Below are 17,494 nucleotides of genomic sequence, written 5' to 3' on the forward strand. Positions count from 1 at the left end.
TATGCCCTCACGCCCGCCTGGCGAGCCTCTGCTCATGAATCGCGAATTGTCGCTGCTCAAGTTCAATGAACGGGTGCTGGCGATGGCGGAGAACCCCAAGACGCCGCTGCTGGAAAGGCTGCGCTACGTGTGCATCGTCAGTTCCAACCTGGACGAATTCTTTGAAATCCGGATTTCCAGCCTCAAGGAACAGCAGCTTCAGTCGCCCAACCTGGTCGGCCCGGACGGCATGACGCCGGACCAGGCATTCGACTGCGTGCAGCAGGCCGTGCACGAGCTGGTCGGCCGCCAGTACAACCTGCTCAACGACGAGATCCTGCCGGCCATGCATGCCGAGGGGATCACCCTGCATCATGCTTCCGAGTGGAATCCGCAGCAGCAGGAGTGGGCGCGCGAGGTCTTTCACCGCGACGTGATGCCGCTCCTGACCCCGATCGGGCTGGATCCCGCGCACCCGTTTCCCCGGGTCTACAACAAGAGCCTGAATTTCATCGTGTCGTTGTCCGGGGCCGACGCCTTCGGCCGCCAGGCCTCCATCGCGATCGTCCAGGCGCCCCGCGCGTTGCCGCGGCTGATCAAGATGCCCCAAGAGCTTTCCGGCCAGCCGGAAGGCTACATCCTGCTCACCTCCCTGTTGCGGGCCTTCGTTGGCGAACTGTTCCCGGGCCTGGAAATGCTGGGGTGCTATCAGTGGCGCGTCACGCGCAACAGCGACCTCTTCGTGGACGAGGAAGAAGTCACCAACCTGCGCCACGCGCTGCAGGGGGAATTGTCGCAGCGCAACTTCGGCGCGGCGGTGCGGCTGGAAATCGACAAGCTGACGCCGGTCGAGCTGGAAAACTTCCTGCAGCGCGAATTCTCGCTCAAGCCGGACGACACCTACCGCGTGCCCGGCCCGGTGAACCTGTCGCGGCTGATGCAGCTCTGCAATTCGGCAGCCCGGCCGGACCTGCTGTTTCCCGAGTACCGCGCGCCCGTTCCGGCCCCCTTCGACAAGGTGGGCGACAAGCCTGCCGAGCTTTTCGAGGCGGTGGCCGAGCGCGACCGGCTGCTGCATCACCCTTACCAGTCATTCCAGCCGGTCATCGACTTCCTGACCGCCGCGGCGCTGGACCCCGACGTGATGGCCATCAAGCAGACCATCTACCGCACGGGCGAGGACTCCGAACTGATGAAGATCCTGCTGGCCGCGGCGCGGGCCGGCAAGGAAGTGACGGTGGTCGTGGAGTTGATGGCGCGCTTTGACGAGCAGACCAACATCAACTGGGCCTCCAAGCTGGAAGAGGTGGGGGCGCACGTGGTCTACGGCGTGGTGGCGCACAAGACGCACGCCAAGATGGCCGTCGTGCTGCGCCGGGAAAAAGGCCGTTTGCGCCGGTATGCCCACCTCGGCACGGGCAACTACCACCCGCGGACGGCGCGCCTCTATACCGATTTCGGGCTGCTGACCGCGGATCCCAAGCTGTGCGAGGACATGGACATGGTGTTCGCGCAGCTCACGGGGCTGGGCGCGCGCCGTGCGCTCAAGTCGCTGATGCAGTCCCCGTTTACCCTGCACGAAGGCATGGTCGCGCTGATCCGCGCGGAGGCGCGCGCCGCCAAGGCCGGCAAGCGTGCGCGCATCATGGCCAAGATGAACTCCCTGCTCGAAGAGCAGATCATCGAGGAACTCTACAAGGCCAGCCAGGCGGGCGTGAAGATCGACCTGATCGTGCGCGGCGTCTGCGCGCTGCGCGCCGGCGTCCAGGGGTTGTCCGAGAACATCCGCGTGCGCTCCATCGTGGGCCGCTTCCTGGAGCACTCGCGCGTCTTCTACTTCTATGCCGACGGGGAAGAGACGGTATATCTGTCATCGGCCGACTGGATGGACCGCAACTTCTTCCGCCGGGTCGAGATCGCGTTTCCCGTCTATGACAAGACGCTCAAGAAGCGCGTCATCGACGAAGCCTTCACCTACGCGCTGCGCGACAATCAGCTCGCCTGGCAGCAGCAGCCCGACGGCGACTACGCCCGCGTCAAGAGCCGCGGCCAGCCCTATAACCTGCATCAGTTCCTGATGCAGAAGCTGGGGGTCTGACCCTTCGCCACGTAAAAAGGGGTTTGTCCCTGGATAGACACGGCCGCCCGGCAAATGCCCGGCGGCCGTGTCATTTTCGCGGCATCGCGACGTTTTATGAACAGTATGTGACTGTCATGGTCTTGTCACGTTGGGCTCCTAAGATGCGAGGGTCGCTGAAAGACAGGCAGTACCAAAGCCTGCCAGACTCCTCCAACGAGCACAGAAGGAACCCAGATGTTCAAACGTGTCTTCAAGCAAGTTTCCGTCGGTGTCGCCCTGAGCGCCGCCGTGTTTGCCGTCCAGGCCGCCAACGTCACCGGCGCCGGCGCATCGTTCCCGTACCCGGTCTACGCCAAGTGGGCGTCCGACTACAAGGCTGCGACCAACAACGCGGTCAACTACCAGTCCATCGGTTCGGGCGGCGGCCAGCAGCAAATCATTGCCAAGACCGTCGACTTTGGCGCCTCGGATGATCCGATGAAGGCTGCCGACCTGGAAAAGCATGGCCTGCTGCAGTTCCCCGCCGTGATCGGCGGCACCGTGGCTGTCGTCAACGTCGACGGCATCAAGCCGGGCCAACTGAAGCTGTCGGGCAAGGTCCTGGCCGACATCTTCCTGGGCAAGATCAAGAAGTGGGACGACGCCGCCATCAAGGCGCTGAACCCCGACGTCAAGCTGCCGGCCGCCGACATCATCGTCGTGCACCGTTCGGACGGCTCGGGCACCACCTTCGGCTGGACGAACTACCTGTCCAAGGTGTCGCCGGAGTGGAAGTCGCAAGTCGGTGAAGGCAAGGCCGTCAAGTGGCCCACCGGCCAGGGCGGCAAGGGCAACGAAGGCGTCGCCGCCTACGTCGGCCAGCTGAAGAACTCGATCGGCTACGTCGAATACGCCTACGCCAAGCAGAACAAGCTGGCCTGGACCCAACTGCAGAACAAGGACGGCAAGTTCGTCCAGCCCGAGCAGAAGGCGTTTGCCGCCGCGGCTGCCAACGCTGACTGGAAGAGCGCGCCGGGCATGGGCGTGGTCCTGACCGACGAGCCGGGCGCCGATTCGTGGCCCGTCACCGCCGCCACCTTCATCCTGATCCACAAGTCGCAAGACAAGCCGGTCCAGGGCAAGGCTGTGCTGGACTTCTTCGACTGGGCGTTCAAGAACGGCGCCAAGTCGGCTGAAGCCATGGACTACGTGCCGCTGCCGGAAGCCGTGACCAAGGAAATCCGCGCCGCCTGGGGCGAAGTGAAGTCCGCGGACGGCAAGGCTGTCTGGAAGTAAAGCAGTAACGCGCGGCCCCGACGCCCCTGAGGCGGGCGGGGCCGCCGCCTGTCAGCAAGCCGAACTACCTGCTGTTCCTCCCCCCCAGGTTTCCTAAGGAAAGTCCATCCATGAGCGCGGTAATGGATAATAGTGTGCCGCTTCCGCCCAGCGTGGCGGATTCCGTGACTACCGGCACGCCTTCGCCTATGAAGCAAACAAAAAACGCGCTGATGGATGCGCTGTTCAAGAATCTGACCCGCCTGTTCGCCTTCCTGGTGTTCATCCTGCTGGCGGCGATCCTGATTTCCCTGATCTACGGCAGCCGCGAGTCGCTGGCCAAGTATGGCCTGTCGTTCCTGTGGCTCAATGACTGGGATCCGGTCAACTCCAACTACGGCGCCGTCGTGCCGATCATCGGCACGCTGCTCACTTCCGCGATCGCGCTGATCATCGCCGTGCCGGTGTCCTTCGGCATCGCCATCTTCCTCACCGAACTCTCGCCGACCTGGCTGCGCCGTCCGCTGGGTACCGCCATCGAAATGCTGGCGGCCATCCCGTCCATCATCTATGGCATGTGGGGCCTGTTCGTCTTCGTGCCCGTGTTCCAGCAGTACGTGCAGCCCTTCCTGATCGCCACGCTCGGCAGCTTGCCCGTCATTGGGGGACTGTTCGCCGGCCCGCCTTTCGGCATCGGCATCTTCACGGCTGGCCTGATCCTGTCGATCATGATCATCCCGTTCATCGCGGCCGTCATGCGCGACGTGTTCGAACTGGTGCCCGCGATGCTCAAGGAATCGGCCTACGGCTTGGGCAGCACGACCTGGGAAGTGATGTGGCGCGTGGTGCTGCCCTTCACCAAGTCGGGCGTCATCGGCGGCATCATGCTCGGCCTGGGCCGGGCCCTCGGTGAGACCATGGCCGTCACGTTCGTCATCGGCAACGCGTTCAAGTGGTCGGGCTCGCTGTTCTCGCCGGGCAACTCCATCGCCTCGGCGCTCGCCAACGAATTCAATGAGGCGGGCGGCATTCAAAAGGCCGCGTTGCTGGAACTGGGCCTGATCCTGTTCCTCATCACGACCATCGTGCTGGCCCTGGCCAAGGCGTTGCTGGTTCGCCTGTCCGCGGGTGAAGGCAAGAAAACCTGACACGCCCGGAGCACAAGGAAAAAAACATGGCTGAATCCGTACTCAACATGCAGAACGGCATCTATCGCCGGCGCCGCGTCGTCAACCGCGTCATGCTCGCCGTGTCGATGACGACGCTGGTGTTCGGGCTGTTCTGGCTGTTCTGGATCATCATGACGCTGCTGTTGAAGGGAGCGCCCGCGCTGTCCTACACGCTCTTCACCGAGATCACGCCGCCGCCGGGCCAATCGGGCGGCCTGCTCAACGCGATCCTGGGCAGCGTGATGATGGCGGGCGTGGGCACGCTGATCGGCACGCCGGTCGGCATCCTGGCCGGCACCTACCTGGCCGAATACGGCCAGCGCGGCTGGCTGGCGCCCGCCACGCGGTTCCTGAACGACGTGCTGCTGTCCGCGCCGTCCATCATCATTGGCCTCTTCATCTACGCCGTGTACGTGGCGCAGGTCGGGCATTACTCGGGTTGGGCCGGCGCCGTCGCGCTGTCCATCCTGGTAATTCCCGTCGTGGTCCGCACCACCGACAACATGCTGCTGCTGGTGCCCAACAGCCTGCGCGAAGCCACCGCCGCGCTGGGTTGCCCCAAGTGGCGCATGATCACCATGGTGTGCTATCGCGCCGCCAAGTCCGGCATCATCACCGGCGTGCTGCTCGCCATCGCCCGCATCTCCGGCGAAACCGCGCCGCTCTTGTTTACCGCGCTGTCCAACCAGTTCATGTCGCTGAACATGAACGGCCCGATGGCCAACCTGCCCGTCGTCATCTACCAATACGCCGCCAGCCCCTTCAAGGACTGGAACAACCTGGCCTGGGCCGGCGCCACGCTGATCACGCTGCTGGTGCTGGGCATCAACATCATCGCCCGCAACATGTTCCGCAAGTAAAGATCGCTTTGCCGGCGCGCTGGTCGCGCCGCAGCCTAGGGAAACCCAATGGAAAACACCGCTACCGCAGTCAAGAACAAGCTAGAGGTCAAGGACCTGAACTTCTACTACGGCAAGTTCCACGCGATTCGCAACGTGAACATGTCGATCCAGGAGAAGAAGGTCACCGCCTTCATCGGTCCGTCGGGCTGCGGCAAATCGACGCTGCTGCGCACCTTCAACCGCATGTTCGAGCTGTACCCCGGCCAGCGCGCCGAGGGCGAAATCCTCCTGGACGGCGAAAACCTGCTGACGGCCAAGACCGACATCTCGCTGATCCGCGCCAAGATCGGCATGGTCTTCCAGAAGCCCACGCCGTTCCCCATGAGCATCTACGACAACATCGCCTTCGGCGTGCGCCTGTTCGAACGCCTTTCCAAGGGCGAAATGGACGAGCGCGTGGAGTGGGCGCTGAGCAAGGCCGCCCTGTGGAACGAGGTCAAGGACAAGCTGCACCAGAGCGGCAACAGCCTGTCCGGCGGCCAGCAGCAGCGCCTGTGCATCGCGCGCGGCGTCGCCATCAAGCCGGAAGTCCTGCTCCTGGACGAACCGTGCTCGGCGCTGGATCCCATTTCCACCGCCAAGATCGAAGAGCTGATCGCCGAGCTGAAGAACGACTACACCGTCGTGATCGTGACGCACAACATGCAGCAGGCCGCGCGGTGTTCGGATTACACGGCCTACATGTACCTGGGCGAGCTCATGGAATTCGGCCAGACCGACCAGATCTTCGTGAAGCCCTCGCGCAAGGAAACGGAAGACTACATCACGGGCCGCTTTGGCTGATCCGTGGCCTTTGTCTATTGAGGCCGTTTCGGCGGGGCATTGTTACGGCGCTAAAAGCCGGCGCGCGTCCGTAAAAGAGCGGTTTCTGTTATAGTTGCCACCCTTCGGGGCGTAGCGCAGCCTGGTAGCGCATCTGCTTTGGGAGCAGAGGGTCGTGAGTTCGAATCCCACCGCCCCGACCAATAAAATCAAAGGGTTAGCTCAATGTTGTTGAGCTAACCCTTTTTCTTTGCTTGGCTTATGGGACAACATATGGGACAACAAAGCCAAAGCTGAGTGGAGCCGCAATTCAGACGCGCTCCAGGCGCGACGTTGTGCCACCTAGGAGACTCGCGCGGCGAAGCGTTTCGCTTGTTGCTGGAGATGGGCGCGAAAGGGCAGGGATGAAGGAATTCGACGAAAAAAAGCCGAGCATAGTGCTCGGCTTTTTGTGCTGTTCGAAGAATGGTGCAGCTACGTCGGCTGGCTTCGAAAATACTGGGTGCCTACTGATCCGCTGATGCGCGCATCCAGACGCCGGGACTATGCGTGCTGCACACTCCGGTTGTAGCTGAGGGGGCGTTCCCTGGGGGCGGCAGTGGTGCGGGCATTCTTTTGTTCGCGGACCCACGCCTGGACCTCCGATGCGGGCCATCGCGATGCGCGCCCCACCTTCGCAGGCGCCGGGAACGTCCCGTCCTTGATTCCCTCGTAAATCTTGGTCTTTTTGATGCCCGTGGCCTTGATGACCGCAGGCAATTCTAGAAGTTGCTCGCTCGGTTCCTGAGCGAATTCGTTGGTGTCGATCTCGCGCGCATCCATATGCCGTCCTTTGCTTCTGCCCGAGGTAAGAGAGGCGAGTTCGTCGCCTCCGACGCGGCGACGTGTGGCGTCGACCCGGCTAGTAGGTTGGCATAAAGATAAGTGTTGCTTTATTAAGTGTCAAGTGTTGATTAAATTTCGGAGGTCATGCGAGTCGCTCGGCCCAGGTGAAAGGAACGCGTGCGACCACCTGAACGAAATCATCAAGGTCCTGAACTGGCACATCGATCGGGGCGACCTTTGTGCTCTCGGTAGATAGCCGAAGCCCCCCGCCTGGAAGACGTTGGACGAAGCGAAGGTCAACCTGCTCTCCCTGCCGGATGAGATACAGGCCGTCCGCATTGACTTCCTTCACATCGCTTTGCACGAACGCGATATCGCCCTGACGGAACGTAGGTTCCATGAACGCCCCTTCTATGTACACAAACCCCACATTAGTTAGGTTCGCGTCCAGAGGAAGGCGACCGTTGAGCCAGGCCCGGCTAACCCGCAGGTGTCGGATTGCGCATGCCGTTGGCGGCAACATAGTTCCGTAATGCAGCCGCGCTCCAAGGAAAGGAATGTCGATGGTCTCTGCGTCCGATCCCGCGAGGGCCGAAAGGTCAGTAGGGGCGGCGACGGGAATCTCGGGAGAGAGCCAATAAGCGATGGAGGTACCAAAGACTTGGGCTAGAGCCACCGCATGTTCGCGGTCGAACCGGCCATTGTTTCTCCATCCGTAGACGGCAGGCGTGCTGACGCCTAGCCGTTCGGCTAATGCGGCGGCTGAGACGCCATTCGACTGCATCTGAAAATCCAGCTTTGCGACAAAGTCGCGTTGCATCTGTGACAGCTGCGGAGACGTGGAGCCTTCAGGCCTCTTTGTCTTTTGTGTCATCGGGGTTTACCTTCCATAAAGTATCGCTTAATATTCGCAAACCTTTACTTAACCGAATTCGCGCCCATGGCTACTTCCAATAAGCTCGCGACCTCGACAAGAGCAACAATAGTCGAAGCCGACCGAATCAACTCTTCCGTCGCTATCGGCGGGCGGACGGCTGGCATAGTCGCAGCGCTGGCGCGGCTTGCTGAGGTAACCCCGCCCCAATCCAGCCTTTGGTTAAAGGGGGACACGGCGATGCCTCTTCGGCGAGGCATTTTAGTGGAGATAAATAGCGAGAGTCGCGTTTCTTTGGAGGGGCTCATTCAGGAAGGCCTCATCTCAGAGCGTGACGCGCTCATCGTCCGATACATTCAAAACCCGGCTGAGTTCGCCGGCGCGGAGCGACGAGCCGCGCTACTCGACGCGCTGCGTGCTCGCCCATGAAATGCCATCTTCTGCAATCCGTGCCGCTCAATGTCTGACCGGACAAGACTGCGATGCACTTCTACCCCCATAACATCGGCGACCACGTCAAGGACACGCGGCACCTGACTCTTTTGGAAGAAGGGGCGTACCGCCGTTTGCTTGACCACTACTACACCATCGAGAAGGCGCTGCCTTTAGACGAGGCCGACCTCTGCCGCAAACTGCTCGCGCGGAGTGACGACGAGCGCAAGGCCGTGGGTGTGGTGCTGAGGGAGTTTTTCGTTCAGACGGAAAGCGGGTGGTGGCATAAGCGCTGCGAGGAAGAGATCGCCGCGGGCAATAAGCGGCGACAGCAGTCCCGCGAGAACGGGAAAAAGGGTGGCCGTCCGCGAAAGTCGGTGCCGCCTCAGGAGCTACCTGGAGGTGACGGAAGACCCGATACGGGAAACCCGGACGAAACCCAGCGGGTTATTGGCGGGTTAGCGCTAGGTTCTGGCTCTCGTCCGGGCGATGGCTTGGAATCTGCGCAGGTTGAGGGACTGCCGCCGTGCCCCCACGAGCGGCTCGTAGAGATTTATCACGACCGAATGCCCCTCAACCCCAGGATCAAAGTGCTTGATGACAGTCGCCGAAAGCTCCTCGCAGCACGCTGGAAGCAGGCTGCGAGGCTGGACGTGCCTCCGTTTGGCTATCACACAATGCAGCAGGGCCTGGACGCATGGCACACATTCTTCGAGATATGCAGCGAGTCCGATTTCTTGACGGGGCAGGCGCCACCGTCAGATCCGGGACGACCACCATTCGTCGCCAGTCTGGACTTTCTCATCTCCCCCGACGGATTTCGGAAGTGCGTCGAAAACCACTATCACCGCGAGTAGATTTTACAAAACGGCGCCAAATTTGTTACGACGGCAATGTTTGGACACGAAGTTACACACATAGCAAGAAATAATTACGAAACTTTGTCACCTTCTGCAATAAAGCAGCGGGTCAGCAAAGGAGATCAAGTGATGTTGTCTAACGAGCTGCGGCGCCTGTTGTTTCAGGGTGAAAGTGGCCAGAAGCACGATGCAGAGCCGCTTCCATGCCTATCCGGCGACGAGGTGCTGGCGAAGGCGCACGTACCCACAAGGTACAAGTCTTGCACCTTCGATACCTTTCACGCGTACAGCGAAGAACATAAAGCGAGAAAACTGGCTTGCGAGAGTTACAGCAAGCATTTCAACGTCGCGCGCTACGACGGCGTTTCCATGGTGTTGGGGGGGCCTCAGAAGGGCAAAACGCACCTGGCGACGGCGATGCTGTTTGCGGTTATCGCAAGCGGTAGCACCGGCCGGCTTATACGCGCCCGTCGGGCTATCGCTGCCGTCGTCGAGTACGGGGAGGATGCCCTCGCCGAACTAGCCAATCCCGACCTACTCGTGTTGGATGGGCTGCTCTCGCACCCCTGGGATGAGGCGGGTCGACATGCGATCTTTGAACTCATCGAACGCCGCTTCGAAGAGGTAAAGCCCACAGTCATCACCACTCACCTTAGAAAAGCCACTTTTTTGCGTGCCGTCGGCGATCGTATTGCGTCGCGGCTGCGTGAGAACGGCGGCAAGTTTGTTTCGTTCGAGTAGTTCCAGAAGAAATGCGCCGCACAATTCCGGAGGGTGATAGCCCACTGCACGCTCGGGCTGGCACGGCGGAGCGTGCTTTGCTCGGAGCCCTGCTTGTTAACAATGACACCTTCGACCGCATCGCGCCGGTGAGGATTGGCGCTTCGCACTTTGGCGCCCATGGCAATGCCCTGATCTTCAGTGCAATCGCTTCCCTGATTTGTCGGGGGCAATTGGCTGACGTGATCACCGTGCACGATCTCTTGTGCGAGCGCAACGAAGCACCCCGCGCCGGCGGGCTACCCTATCTCAACTCGCTTGCCGCGGAGTGCGCCAGCGCCACAAACGCAATTCGGTACGCCGAGATTGTGGTCGAACAGGCCCTGCTCCGACAGCTGATCTTCGTGACGTCGGAGATCCAAGCTTCTGTATCCGAACCAGCTGGCCGGAACGTTCACCAACTCCTCGACCATGCACAGAAATTGATCGGCGGTCTGGGGGAGCAAACGGTCAAGCGGGACGCTGTGCCCATCGCTGCCGCAGCGGCACGCTTCATTGAACAGCTGGACCAGAGAATTTCGGGAGGCATAGCCCGAGACGTCGTCTCTACAGGGCTGACCGATCTGGACAAGGCGCTGCACGGCGGACTGTTGCCGGGGCGGTTGTACGTCCTGGGCGGTCGCCCGGCAATGGGGAAATCGGCATTGGCCGGCACGGTTGGAAGTCACCTGGCTGCCGAGCAAGTCCCGACGGCGTATCTGTCGCAAGAAATGCCCGAAGAGGAGCTCACCGGGCGTACCTTGGCTCAATGGTCCGATATTTCGATCGATGCGCTCCAGGCGGACAATCCAGAAGCAGTGCAAAGTGACTTCTGGGCGAGACTCGTCACAGCGGGACAGCTTGCGGCCACAGCCACGCTGTTCATCGACGAAACCTCAGGCTTGACGCTTCTCGATGTAGCGTCCAAGGCGAGAACTTTGAAGCGCAAATCAGGCCTGCGCGTCTTGATCGTCGATTACCTCCAGCTTATGGTCGGGGCTGAAGAGAAGCGCCACAGCCAGATTGAAACTATCACGCGCGGTCTCAAGAGCCTCGCAAAGGAGCTTGGCATATCTATCTTGCTCCTGTCCCAGTTGAACCGCGAAATCGATCGAAGAACCAACAAACGTCCACTGCTCGCCGACTTTAAGGACTCAGGGTCCATCGAGGCGGATGCTGACGTTGTGATGGGGATATACAGACCCGAGCAAGATGACCCGGATACTCCGTATCCGGGTTGTGCAGAGCTCCATATCCTGAAGCATAGAGGCGGAAAGCTGGCAAAGGTGCTGCTGGCTTACAAGGGGATGGCGACGAAGTTTCACGATTACCACGGTGCGCCGCCCCTAGATTCTGCCGTTGAATCCCGCAGGCAGCGTGCGCGTAAAGGCTTCGACAGGCTGCCTCACAGGCATGCAGACACATAGGACGCAAAAAAGCCAACCACAAACCAAAAAGTACACATTGTTAGGTATGAAATAAAAAGCGCCATAAATATAATCGAAGCATAGACAATGGAGATGTCATGCTATTCAAGGCGTTTTTCGGCACCGCCGTATTTCTCGGGACAATCGCTTGGCTGGGCTACTCGCTGGTGGCGACCGAGCCGTGCGAGCGGATGGACCGGCTAGCACTACCGATTCGGCTGACGATGGACGCGACGCGCTTTATCGCCAGCAACCTGTTTGCTGGACCGGAGCACACCGAGCTTCGTCTATCGCTCCTGGAGCTGAGCATAAAGGTGGATTCCGGCGCGCAAACCTACGCAAGCGCCGTGCTCTACGGGCCCAGTCTTACGTGCAAGAACTTCCTATAAGGCGGACGAAGCGATGAGTAGACTCGGCCGTCAGCGCGATCAATTTATCTACATGGGCCCGGAAGACAAGCCGGCCGCCGACTTCCTGAACGAACTCTTTCGTCGAGCGGCATTGGAGGGCATGACCGACATTCAACTTCGCTTCGTCCATGGCGCCATGCGCCCGGTTGAAGTTGCTGACTCGGGGGTTCGTCTAATCAGCTGGCTTGAGCCGGAGTACGAAGGAGATCTTGTCAAGCATGTCGAGGAAAAGCTTCGCGCACGTGCAAGCATGGACTTGTCCGAACAGTTCATACCGATGGATGGCGCGATTCATCTTCGCTATCCGGAAGATGGGCTCAAACTGAGTCTCCGTGCCAGCTTCCTTCACACCATCGTCGGCTCAACAGCCGTATTTCGGCTCGCTCGGGAACAAGCACAACGGCTTGCCTACCGTGACATATACATGCCCTTAGCAGTCCGACGCGTAATCGACCAGGCACTCGCGGTACGCGCGGGAACGGTAGTGGTGTCGGGCCCCATGGGAAGCGGCAAAACGACGCAGCTCATGGCATACATGGTCGAGTTGCGCGACAGGGGAGAGAACGTCAAGACGGCAGAAGAACCTGTGGAGATACCTACGCCTGGCATAGACCAATGTGAGCTGGTGCCGGGAAAGGTCACGTATCCCATGCTAGCCAGGGCATTCCTTCGACAGCGTGCCCACCGCATCATGATCGGTGAGACTCGGGACGAAGAGACCGCTGAGGCGTTGGGCCGTAACGCGAACACCGGGTGCCAGCTCTGGACAACCACGCATTCGGATACGAGTGCGCTGGTGATTGAGCGTTTGCTCGAGCTGAAGATGCCCCGGGACTTGATTGCGAAGACGCTGCGACTCATTATTGCGCCTCGCCTCGTCAGGACCATCCCCGCCGAGGCGACGGTCGAATGGGTTGCACCCAACGAATCCAGCAAAGCGTGGTTGAAGGCCGTCGGAGCCTATCACCCGGACGACAAGTTCCCGGTCATTGTGAGCGACCACGACATGTCGGAAACCAAGATGCCGATCTTTGAGGTTATCCAGATCGATGATCGCGTGCGACGGGTGATTCTGGCCGGCGGAGACGCCAAAGAACTGTACGAAGCGGCGAGCTATCAACCTCAATTCGAAACTCTCGCGGAGGCGGGCGTCCGCCTCGCGAGGGAAGGGAAAACCACGCTCAGCGCCATTCAGTCCCTCCTGAACCCGGCGCTGTGGCCTACCTTTGAGCGGCAGAGGCTCGACAAGAGATTGATCGCTTCCGGTGTGATAACTCCCGCGCAGGCGTATCAAGCGGTGGAGACGATGGCTCGCGCGGCCATTGAAGAACATCGCATCCTTGAACTGTGGGAAGCGCTCATTTCGACTGGAGCGGCGACGCGCCTCCAGGTCATCGAATGCTTAGGCCGAACAAAGGAAGCGGTGGACCTCCTCGGATACTTCATAGACAACGGGATCCTGGCAGAACAACCAGTACAACACGTGATCGAAGAGTGGAAACGAGGCGAGCGACGGCAATCGCTTTTCGCTATGTGCATTGACCAAGGACTACTAAGCAATGAGCAAATTCAAGATGAGGCGTTCCTGCATTACCGCCGTGCTGGCATTAGCCACAACTAGCGCTCTGCACGTGGTGGCGAAGGCTCAACCCTCCATGGCAATGGGTGGTGACGGAAAGGGACAGCCATATACCCCGCCAATGCCATACCGAGAGGTTGCCGAGGTTGAGGCGGACCAGCGAGTGGTGCGCATCTTTTTCTCATTTAGCTGCCCCTTTTGCCGCACATTCCACACGCCACTGCGTCAGTGGGCCAAGAGTCTCCCAGCCCCTTGGCGATATGAGTTCGTACCGATTCTGCTTGCCGATGGCACGGGAATTCATGAAGCCGCAGGGTATTTGGCCGCGCAAAAGGCGTTGGGGCCTGCGGTCGCGAGATTCGAAGATGCAGCCTACCGCGCGATCCAAGGCGAAGGCCGCTCGCCGCGAGCTCCTGAGACCTGGCGTGGCATCGTGAACGCGGCGGGGGGGAGCGTGCTGGCGTTCGAGGAGGCCTGGGAGAGTCTGTCGCCGGCGGAGGTCGCAGAGCTTCCCCGGTCGATGATCGCATACGCCGTGGACGCAACGCCAACAGTCGCTATCGCCGGGAAGTTCGTTCTGACGCCTGACGGAGTGCAAGGCGACGAAGCCTTGTTTCTCCAACTTTGCAGCGGACTGGTGTCGCGGGCGATGGGGCACGCATGAGAACCGCGGCCTCGCTATTGCTATTGTCATTGATGGTCGTCTCGCCGGCCTCGATGTCGAGCCCAATTGCGAAGGGCACGCTTTGCTTTCGAGAGGCAGCGGAACGCTACGGGGTCAGTGAAATCATGTTGCGTGCGATAGCGTGGCATGAGTCAAGGTGGAAAGCGAACGCCTTGAACGACACCTTGAACCGAGACGGCAGCGAAGACGTCGGGGTGATGCAAATAAACAGCTGGTGGATCGAGAAACGGCTGCCTCGCTACGGAATCACACGTGAGCACCTTTGGGAGCCATGCTTGAACATCCACATTGGCGCGTGGATCTACGCAGACGAAATTGCACGCCATGGCAACACATGGAAGGCTGTCGGCCACTATGGGTCCCCCAATGAGAAAGGCCAACAGTGGTACATCGCTAGGGTCAAGAAGGCGCTGGAAGAGGTGCTCGCTGGAGATCCGGAATCCACCCGAAGGAAAGCGGCGATGCCGCGGCCAAGTGGAGCGCTGACGGCAAAGCAGATTGTCATTCATATACAGAACTGAGGGAGAGAATTATGCGAAACGAACACGCCTTGGAGGATCGTATCAAGCGGGTGAACCGACAGCTCGACGATCTGCGAGCTCAGAAGCGGGCCGTGGTTATCCGCCAGATTCTGGCCCCACTCAAAAAAAACGGGATCACCCTGAAGGACCTGAAGGAAGCGCGCGCAGCCGGCACTAAGTCACAGTCCAAGTCGGCTCCGGGCAAAAGAATGGTGGCGCCCAAGTATCGCCACCCTGACACTGGTGAAACCTGGTCGGGGCGAGGGCGGGCTCCGCGCTGGCTCGTCGCCGCCGAACTCGGCGGTGCCTCTCGAAACGACTACCTCATCCCCGCCTGAGGTTCTCGCGCTCAATAAAATAGGCCCGTACAGGGCCTTTTCTTCGTCGCTCTCGCCGTAGCACCACGTCCGCCGGGCACGCAGCCCACCTCTGACGATCGTTCGACAACTAGTCGTCACCACGGGAATAGGTCGGACCAGCTGCTGTCCCGCCTTCCTTTTGCCGAGGGGTTGCGTCCGGTGAGATACCAGTTGTCTCCCTGTTGGGATGCGAGAGAAGCCTCATCGAGCCTTTCAAGTGCGGCGCACTCGTCCTGATCTCGCACGGCGTCCAACGTCATAATGCCCGGCTGCTGCCATATCCGCTCAGCCACGTTCACTGCGGCGCGGCCGCCGCGCATGCGAATGGAGTCTGCAACCTCCTCCGGCAAAGAAAATAGACCAAGTTGAATAGGCTCTGAAAATACGTGCCACCGCTTCCACAGTTCGAATTGCAGACGTAGCTGTACGACGCCCGGTCGGGCCCCGTGAACGCGGCAGCAGTTCTCGAACGAGAGAGGACCATCATCGAATCCCAGGAGCCAACGGCCGGCGTTCATGATGTCCCGATCTTTCGCACGACTGTTCAACAGAAGCTGTACGGCCGTTTTGATTGCCAGAAGCGCCCATCGTTCCGGACCTTCCTCAAAGTCATCGACCGTCAGCTTGGCTATGACTTCTCGACTGGGTGCTTCCTTCTTGCAGATAGGGAAGGGAAGATCGCGGAGTGTGGCTTCAGCAAATTCTGGATGATCACCCAATGGTCCAGCCAAATTGTCTTGAGCAAGTAGGCGATCCAAAGTAGAACTGGCTTCGCCACCGCCGTCAGGCCAGGTGATACCAGATCCGTAAACAGGTAGATCAAAATCGCCCTCGTCCAGCTCGCCAGAAGTAGGCCAAGCACTATCACGAGAGCTATCAAGCCCCAAAATTGAATTTGTTCGACCATAACCTTTGTTGTCCATAGCGTGCATAGCGGTGATAGAGGTTCGGGCGTGCTTCAAGCTCTGGCAGCCTTTGCTGCAGTCAGATACCGGTCCGCATTCTTGAAATAGTCGCAGCCTTTTACTTGTTTACGTTTGGTGCGATTGACGCGGATAGGAGCTGCCTTGGACGATAGCCATTTCGAGATCGTGATGTTTGGTATCCGCAGGTTGAATAGCTCGCACCCTTGATAGAGCATGATGCACTCACCACGATCGACCTTCTTCAGGTCATCTTCAGTGACGCGGTACTGCTCCTCCTCTGACTCTGCGATCGCGTATCCCGCATCAGTGCTGAGCCCGCCTTCCGGCGCGGGCGTGATCTTTGGCGTCGACTCGGACGCACGGCTGGTGGCGCTGATGGTCGTCTTGGAGAATGTCCCTTTGCCGATCATCTTGGCTGCCTCCTCAGTTGTCTTCGGGCTCGCGAGCTTGAAGAACAGCTTTGTATCGGTGTTTTCTTCCAGCATGTCGCGAAAATCTGGTGACACGGCATCGAGGTTGGCGATACTTTGGAACATCGCCCACACCGAAATTCCGGCACTTCTTGCCTGCTCAAATACTCGATTCATCGCCATCAGCGCGTAGGCGCCGAACTCGTCCAGCAGGGCGAGATATGGGATGCGCGATCGGTGCGACTTCGGTAGCTGCTGAATCCGCGCGATAGCGGATCGAAGATCTGCCAGGAGCATCTTCGCAAAATTTCGGGCGGATTCGTCCTTCCCCATCGTTGGCAAAGAGACGTATGTAATCTTGTTCGACATCATGCTGTCGAACAGACGTACGTCCGGGCTGTACGACGACCCGACTTCGCCGAAGGTCCCAGTGCCGAACGCATGCAACCGCCCGGCGATGCCGCCTAGGGTCTCTTTCAGACGCTTCATGTTGATCCTGGCTGAGGCCGGTCCCGTGTCGTTCCCGAAACCACCTCGGTACTGCTCAATCCAAAGCGAAAGATTCTTCGTTGCGGGATGGTGAGGCAGCACGGAGCGAAGGCGCTCTTCTAGCTCGGATAGTGCGCGCTCGTTGTGTAGCAGTATGGAGAGATCAATGCAGTTGTATGCCAGTCCAAGCGCCTGGACTCCTCCGACGATCGCTCCGAGTGCCTGCTTTGCGGACTGACGATAGTGCTCCGCGGCCGGGGCCACTTCTGGAGCGGGGAGGCTCGTCAATATTCTGTCGGCGACCTCGTCCGGGTCGCCTTCAAGAACGGAGTTGTAGCTGTTGCTGTTGGCGGGATCTCCGAGGTTTATGAACTGCATGTCTTGGTATCGTCCGGCCCAGCGGGCGACTTGCGCAACCCACGACATGTCGTCGCTGTCGAGCTTGGCGTCGATCATCAGCAACCCGCCACCTCGGATGATCTGTTGCAGCATCATCAGCCGGGCAAAAGTCGTTTTTCCATAGCCGCTTCGCCCCGCGACCATGCCGTGGTACGGCAGCGCTTCGTCTGGGAGCCGAACGGCACGCCCGCGATCAGTCGTATACCCGATCAGCATGCCATCGTTTGAGAGCAGGTCGCTGGAACGGATATTGAGCTTTGAGCGGAATAGATGCATGCCAGCCAAGCCGTGCATGCAGCGTCCGGCCACCCATGCAGCACCTAGCCCAGCAAGAGCGTATGAGGGCACAGTAGGAAGGCCGCTGAAGAACGGGGACGTGGTCAACACTGACGA

The 17,494-nt window shown here is 60.0% G+C and carries 17 protein-coding genes and 1 tRNA gene; 14 read left to right on the plus strand and 4 right to left on the minus strand.

Going from position 1 to position 17,494, the window contains the following annotated elements:
- Position 1 precedes the first annotated feature (1 nt).
- The 6 genes from ppk1 to BMW75_RS09565 all read left to right on the plus strand — a co-directional run bounded on the left by ppk1 (position 2) and on the right by BMW75_RS09565 (position 6,349).
- The gene (ppk1, locus tag BMW75_RS09540; RefSeq protein WP_092578854.1) at positions 2-2,077 is read left to right on the plus strand and encodes a polyphosphate kinase 1; all 2,076 of its coding nucleotides are present in this window, start codon (positions 2-4) and stop codon (positions 2,075-2,077) included.
- Between the two features lie 216 nt (positions 2,078-2,293).
- Positions 2,294-3,334 (plus strand): phosphate ABC transporter substrate-binding protein PstS, encoded by a 1,041-nt coding sequence (pstS, locus tag BMW75_RS09545; protein ID WP_092578856.1) that lies wholly within the window; start codon positions 2,294-2,296, stop codon positions 3,332-3,334.
- A 110-nt stretch (positions 3,335-3,444) separates the two neighbouring features.
- Positions 3,445-4,461 carry a phosphate ABC transporter permease subunit PstC gene (gene pstC / locus BMW75_RS09550; protein ID WP_063953135.1) on the plus strand — a complete coding sequence of 339 codons (1,017 nt, stop codon included), beginning with the start codon at positions 3,445-3,447 and terminating at the stop codon, positions 4,459-4,461.
- 26 nt (positions 4,462-4,487) lie between these two features.
- Positions 4,488-5,342 (plus strand): phosphate ABC transporter permease PstA, encoded by an 855-nt coding sequence (pstA, locus tag BMW75_RS09555; protein ID WP_076515827.1) that lies wholly within the window; start codon positions 4,488-4,490, stop codon positions 5,340-5,342.
- A gap of 48 nt (positions 5,343-5,390) precedes the next feature.
- Entirely contained in the window at positions 5,391-6,167 is a 777-nt protein-coding gene (pstB, locus tag BMW75_RS09560) for a phosphate ABC transporter ATP-binding protein PstB (protein WP_056570717.1), read from the plus strand.
- 105 nt (positions 6,168-6,272) lie between these two features.
- Positions 6,273-6,349, plus strand: a tRNA-Pro gene (locus BMW75_RS09565).
- 340 nt (positions 6,350-6,689) lie between these two features.
- Here the strand turns inward: BMW75_RS09565 and BMW75_RS09570 are convergent.
- Both BMW75_RS09570 and BMW75_RS09575 read right to left on the minus strand, forming a co-directional pair.
- The gene (locus BMW75_RS09570) at positions 6,690-6,968 is read right to left on the minus strand and encodes a helix-turn-helix transcriptional regulator (protein ID WP_054470914.1); all 279 of its coding nucleotides are present in this window, start codon (positions 6,966-6,968) and stop codon (positions 6,690-6,692) included.
- 145 nt (positions 6,969-7,113) lie between these two features.
- Positions 7,114-7,791 carry a S24 family peptidase gene (locus BMW75_RS09575; RefSeq protein WP_054470915.1) on the minus strand — a complete coding sequence of 226 codons (678 nt, stop codon included), beginning with the start codon at positions 7,789-7,791 and terminating at the stop codon, positions 7,114-7,116.
- A gap of 536 nt (positions 7,792-8,327) precedes the next feature.
- Between BMW75_RS09575 and BMW75_RS09580 the strand changes: the two genes are divergently transcribed.
- From BMW75_RS09580 to BMW75_RS09615, 8 genes are all read left to right on the plus strand, one after another.
- Positions 8,328-9,134: a YdaU family protein gene (locus BMW75_RS09580; protein ID WP_076515825.1), complete on the plus strand. Its 807-nt coding sequence runs from the start codon at positions 8,328-8,330 to the stop codon at positions 9,132-9,134.
- Between the two features lie 132 nt (positions 9,135-9,266).
- Complete coding sequence (locus tag BMW75_RS09585) at positions 9,267-9,878, plus strand: ATP-binding protein (protein ID WP_054470917.1); 612 nt, start codon at positions 9,267-9,269, stop codon at positions 9,876-9,878.
- Positions 9,879-9,889: 11 nt separating this feature from the next.
- On the plus strand, positions 9,890-11,323 hold the full coding sequence (locus BMW75_RS09590) for a replicative DNA helicase (RefSeq protein WP_092578858.1): 1,434 nt from the start codon (positions 9,890-9,892) through the stop codon (positions 11,321-11,323).
- A gap of 98 nt (positions 11,324-11,421) precedes the next feature.
- Complete coding sequence (locus BMW75_RS09595) at positions 11,422-11,712, plus strand: hypothetical protein (RefSeq protein ID WP_054470919.1); 291 nt, start codon at positions 11,422-11,424, stop codon at positions 11,710-11,712.
- Positions 11,713-11,725: 13 nt separating this feature from the next.
- Positions 11,726-13,354, plus strand: a complete 1,629-nt coding sequence (locus tag BMW75_RS09600; RefSeq protein ID WP_092578860.1) for an ATPase, T2SS/T4P/T4SS family — start codon at positions 11,726-11,728, stop codon at positions 13,352-13,354.
- On the plus strand, positions 13,293-13,976 hold the full coding sequence (locus BMW75_RS09605; protein ID WP_131727037.1) for a thioredoxin domain-containing protein: 684 nt from the start codon (positions 13,293-13,295) through the stop codon (positions 13,974-13,976). The genes BMW75_RS09600 and BMW75_RS09605 overlap by 62 nt, the downstream gene beginning before the upstream one ends.
- A gap of 53 nt (positions 13,977-14,029) precedes the next feature.
- Positions 14,030-14,518 (plus strand): lytic transglycosylase domain-containing protein, encoded by a 489-nt coding sequence (locus tag BMW75_RS09610; RefSeq protein ID WP_256381720.1) that lies wholly within the window; start codon positions 14,030-14,032, stop codon positions 14,516-14,518.
- 11 nt (positions 14,519-14,529) lie between these two features.
- Positions 14,530-14,856, plus strand: coding sequence for an H-NS histone family protein (locus BMW75_RS09615; protein WP_092578864.1), 327 nt, complete (start codon positions 14,530-14,532; stop codon positions 14,854-14,856).
- Positions 14,857-14,972: 116 nt separating this feature from the next.
- Here BMW75_RS09615 and BMW75_RS29055 read toward each other — a convergent pair whose 3' ends face one another.
- Positions 14,973-15,839 (minus strand): hypothetical protein, encoded by an 867-nt coding sequence (locus tag BMW75_RS29055; RefSeq protein ID WP_139208510.1) that lies wholly within the window; start codon positions 15,837-15,839, stop codon positions 14,973-14,975.
- Complete coding sequence (locus BMW75_RS09625) at positions 15,836-17,395, minus strand: type IV secretory system conjugative DNA transfer family protein (RefSeq protein WP_175493132.1); 1,560 nt, start codon at positions 17,393-17,395, stop codon at positions 15,836-15,838. Before BMW75_RS09625 ends, BMW75_RS29055 begins: the two co-directional genes overlap by 4 nt.
- Between the last annotated feature and the right edge of the window lie 99 nt (positions 17,396-17,494).

It is taken from the genome of Achromobacter sp. NFACC18-2 (assembly GCF_900108985.1).
Classification (GTDB): Bacteria; Pseudomonadota; Gammaproteobacteria; order Burkholderiales; family Burkholderiaceae_B; genus Achromobacter.